This is a genomic window from uncultured Sphingomonas sp., assembly GCF_964244235.1.
In the GTDB taxonomy this organism is placed as follows: Bacteria; Pseudomonadota; Alphaproteobacteria; order Sphingomonadales; family Sphingomonadaceae; genus Sphingomonas.
The window spans coordinates 1-4,045 of record NZ_CAXTII010000134.1 but is presented as its reverse complement, the minus strand read 5'-3'; the positions used below and the strand labels follow the sequence as shown (position 1 = coordinate 4,045).

The window sequence follows — 4,045 nt, the reverse complement described above, 5'->3', positions numbered from 1 at the left end:
CGCTGTCGAGATAGCGTGCCTTCACGAACGCATCGATCGCCGCCAGCCGACCGGCATCGAACCCGCGGGTGGGAAAGGTGGTCGTCGTCACGCGCTGATCCATACCCTCGTTTCTAACTGCGTCGCCCCTATTGCCTTGAGCGCGCCGTGAATCAACACTAACCTCGCCATAAATCGATGTCGGGGCAAACCCGACCTTCAAGTTCGGAGATGCATGCGTGAATGATGACCCGATCGTCGCGATCGATCCGAACTGGCCCGCCATGTCGATGGACGCCGCCCGCGCGGCGCTGACCGCGCCGGGCGCGCAGTTCGAAATGGAGACCGTCGCCATTCGCGGCGTGCCGACCCGTGTGTGGAAGAACGCGCCGCCTTCGCTTGCCTGGCTTGCCACCGCGGCACGCGCGCATGGCGATCGGCTGTTCACCATCCTGGAAGACGAGCGCGTTACCTATGAGGCGAATTACCGCGCCACCGCGGTCTTTGCCGAACACCTGCTGTCATTGGACGTCCGGCGCGGCGACCGGGTGGCGCTGGCGATGCGCAACCTGCCCGAATGGCCCGTCATATTCTTCGCCGCGGCCAGCATCGGCGCGATCGTCGTGCCGCTCAACGCATGGTGGACGGGGGCGGAGCTGGAATATGGATTGTCCGACTCCGGTGCATCGGTGCTGGTCGTGGACGACGAGCGCCATACGCGCCTGGCGACGCATTATCCCGCGTTGCCGGGATTGCGTCACATCATCGTCAGTCGTGCATCGACCGCGTTGGGGGAGGGGGCTCTGCGATTGGAGGATTCGATCGGGACCCCGCACGACTGGGCGCGCCTGCCCGATCGAGCGATTCCCGCCGCCGCGATCACGCCCGACGATCCGGCGACGATCTTCTACACCAGCGGTACGACCGGCGCGCCGAAGGGGGCGCTCGGCACGCACCGCAACCTGATGACCAATATCCTGTCGTCGGGCTATGCCTCGGCGCGCGCGGCGCTGCGGCGCGGGGTCGTGCCGCCAGAGCCGACACCGAGCATCGCGCTGACCGTCATTCCGCTGTTCCATGTCACCGCCTGTTCGTCGGCGATGATGGGGACGATCGCGACCGGCGGATCGATGGTCTTCATGCGCCGCTGGGACACGGTCCGCGCGATGGAACTGATTGAGCGCGAGAAGGTGAATGTTACCGGCGGCGTGCCAACGATCGCGTGGCAGTTGCTCGAACATCCCGACCGCGCGAACTACGATCTCTCCAGCCTCGACTCGATCGCCTATGGCGGTGCGCCGTCCGCCCCCGAACTCGTGCGACGCATCCACGCCGAATTCGGCGCGCTGCCGACGAATGGCTGGGGCATGACCGAGACGATGGCGACGGTGACGAGCAACGTCGGGGAGGATTACCTCAACCGCCCGTCGAGCGCCGGGGCCGCGGTCGCGGTCGCGGACCTGAAGATCGTCGCCGACGACGGCGTGACCGAACTGCCCGCCGGCACCGTCGGTGAATTATGGGCGCGCGGGCCGATGATCGTAGCCGGGTACTGGAACAGGCCCGAGGCGACCGCGGCGACCTTCGTCGACGGCTGGGTCCGCACTGGCGATCTCGGGCGCATCGACGACGAAGGTTTCTGCACCATCGTCGACCGCGCCAAGGACATCGTGATTCGCGGCGGCGAGAATATTTACTCGATCGAGGTCGAGAACGCCCTCTACGCACACCCGGCGGTCACAGACTGCGCGCTGATCGGCCTGCCTCACCGCACATTGGGCGAGGAACCCGCCGCGGTCGTCCATCTGGCACCCGGCGAGCACGCGACCGAGGCCGAGCTGCAGGCGTGGGTGCGCGAGCGGCTGGCGGGGTTCAAGGTACCGGTGGCGATTCGCTTCGTCGAGGCGACATTGCCGCGGAACGCGAACGGGAAGATTTTGAAGAAGGACCTGAGGGCGTTGTTCGAGGAGCGGGTGGGGGTGGCGGCGTGAGCATTCGGTGATGGGTGGTAAGATGGCCCGGCGCGATGATGCCCGTGCCCCTCTCCGGCGGACGGCGGGGTCCAGGTTCCGGACGAGTCTTGCCGGTGGTTCGCTGCGTTACATCGTCCGTGGCAACTGGACCCAGGCCTACGCCGGGTGGGGGGACTTGGCAGGCAGATGACGGGGGCGAACGGTCCGACCGCATTCGGGTCCTCGCCATAGGAAAACCAACACCGAATGCGCGTCCCAAAACGCATCGGGGTTTTGCATCGCTGGATCACGAGGTTTTCCGCCATTCTCTGGTCGATGCAAAACCTGTGATTTACGCATCACGAACCGCGAAAAGTGGTGGTTAGCTGCCGTTTCTTTGGATCACGTCGGCCAGCGTCGCGGGTATCGCCAACACTGCAAAGCCCACAAGAAACCAACAAACAATTCGCAGCGCACGGTGCGGAAGTAGCTTTTTCCAAAGCAGAATTCCGCTAACCACTGCGAATAAGGCAAATGTCGGAATCGTATAGATCGCTCGCATAGAGTTGTCGGCATTGCGAGGTAACTCGCCGATCAAACCGACCACCGACCACAGGATTGCCGCCAACATCGCTTGGGCCGCAAAAAGGTCGATATACAGAGGCGTCGATGATCGCCTAACGTCAGGTGTGGTCTTGTCCGGCAACATGTTGGACGCAATTTGCCTCAAGTGAGGAGCGCCTGCAACTAGGCGTTAACGACCGTCTTGCGTCATGGGGTTGATGCAAAACTTTTGATTTTTGCATCATGAGGGGGGGCAGGATGCGGGATCGGAAAGGGTGATCTCCAACGTCCATCTCTCGGATGCCTCGCGACATCCACTCTGTCCTACAAATCGGTGCATGTGTCATGTCCGCGCTATGCCAACCCGCATTGACCTGTTCGCTGTACGCGCTCGACAGAACGGCGTAAGCCCTTGTTTTCCCACGAAGTGGAAAGGCGAATGGCATGCCTCCACTTCCTCCACTTCCGCTGGCCTTCACGCAGGCCGATCCCGTCGTGTCGGCCTCGAATCAGCCGGATCGCCCCGCCCCGATCGCACCCTTAACCGCCGTCGTCCACCCGGCCAGCCGCGCCTGCCGCTCGTCCTCGCCCAATCGCGGCGCGAACTCCTCGACCGCCCCGCGCATCGCCGATGCCTCGGCCAGATCGGCGAACATCCCGACGCCGACTCCCGCCAGCATCGCCGCCCCGAGCGCGGTCGTCTCCGCGAACACCGGGCGCTCCACCGTTACCCCCAGCATGTCCGCCAGGTCCTGCGCCATCCAGTCGTTCGCCACCATGCCGCCGTCGATCCGGAGCGCCTGCCAGTCCTGCCCGTCCGCGGCGAAGGCGGTCTTCAGGTCGTGCGCCTGGTGCGCCATCGCCTCCAATGCCGCGCGGACGACATGCGCCTTCCCCGTCGCGAAGCTGAGGCCCGAGATCGCCGCGCGCGCTTCGGGTCGCCACCACGGCGCGCCGAGCCCGCTCAGCGCGGGGACCAGATACACGCCGCCATTGTCCGGCACCGACCGGGCGAGCGCATCGGTCTCGCGCACGTCGCCGATCAGGCCGAGCGCATCGCGCAGCCATTTGACGAGGCTGCCGGCGACGAACACCGATCCTTCCAGCGCATAGGCGCGTTCGCCGTCCAATTGCCAGGCGACGGTGGAGAGCAGCCGGTGGTGCGAGGTCGGCGGTGTCGGCCCTGCCTGGGTCAGCACGAACGCGCCGGTGCCGAACGTCGCCTTGGTCTCGCCCGGTGCAAGGCAGGCCTGGCCGATCGTCGCCGCCTGCTGGTCGCCCGCGAGGCCGCAGATCGGGATCGCAGCCCCGAACGCGGTCGTCGCCCCGAAGCGGCCGGCGCAATCGACGATCTCGGGCAGTGCTCGGCGCGGCACGTCGAACAGGTCGATCAGCCCGTCGTCCCATTCGCCCCCGCCGATCGCCATCAGCGCGGTCCGGCTGGCGTTGGTCGCGTCGCTGACGTGCAGGCCGCCCCGGCGTTCCTTGGCGGTCAGCTTCCACACCAGCCAGCTCTCGATCGTGCCCACCGCAAGCCGATCGCCAGCCTC

At 65.8% G+C, this 4,045-nt stretch carries 3 protein-coding genes; 1 reads left to right on the top strand and 2 read right to left on the bottom strand.

The window, feature by feature from the left end:
* The first annotated feature begins 263 nt into the window (after positions 1-263).
* The gene (locus ACFE7D_RS14140) at positions 264-1,970 is read left to right on the top strand and encodes a class I adenylate-forming enzyme family protein (RefSeq protein WP_375396050.1); all 1,707 of its coding nucleotides are present in this window, start codon (positions 264-266) and stop codon (positions 1,968-1,970) included.
* 343 nt (positions 1,971-2,313) lie between these two features.
* Here ACFE7D_RS14140 and ACFE7D_RS14135 read toward each other — a convergent pair whose 3' ends face one another.
* Both ACFE7D_RS14135 and ACFE7D_RS14130 read right to left on the bottom strand, forming a co-directional pair.
* Complete coding sequence (locus ACFE7D_RS14135; protein WP_375396049.1) at positions 2,314-2,640, bottom strand: hypothetical protein; 327 nt, start codon at positions 2,638-2,640, stop codon at positions 2,314-2,316.
* Between the two features lie 364 nt (positions 2,641-3,004).
* A partial coding sequence (locus ACFE7D_RS14130; protein WP_375396048.1) for an FGGY family carbohydrate kinase occupies positions 3,005-4,045 on the bottom strand: 1,041 nt, incomplete at its 5' end.

Bases quoted from the DNA above. Each gene is read 5' to 3' on its own strand.
- ACFE7D_RS14135 (WP_375396049.1), bottom strand. From the start codon at position 2,640: ATGTTGCCGGACAAGACCACACCTGACGTTAGGCGATCATCGACGCCT.
- ACFE7D_RS14140 (WP_375396050.1), top strand. From the start codon at position 264: ATGTCGATGGACGCCGCCCGCGCGGCGCTGACCGCGCCGGGCGCGCAG.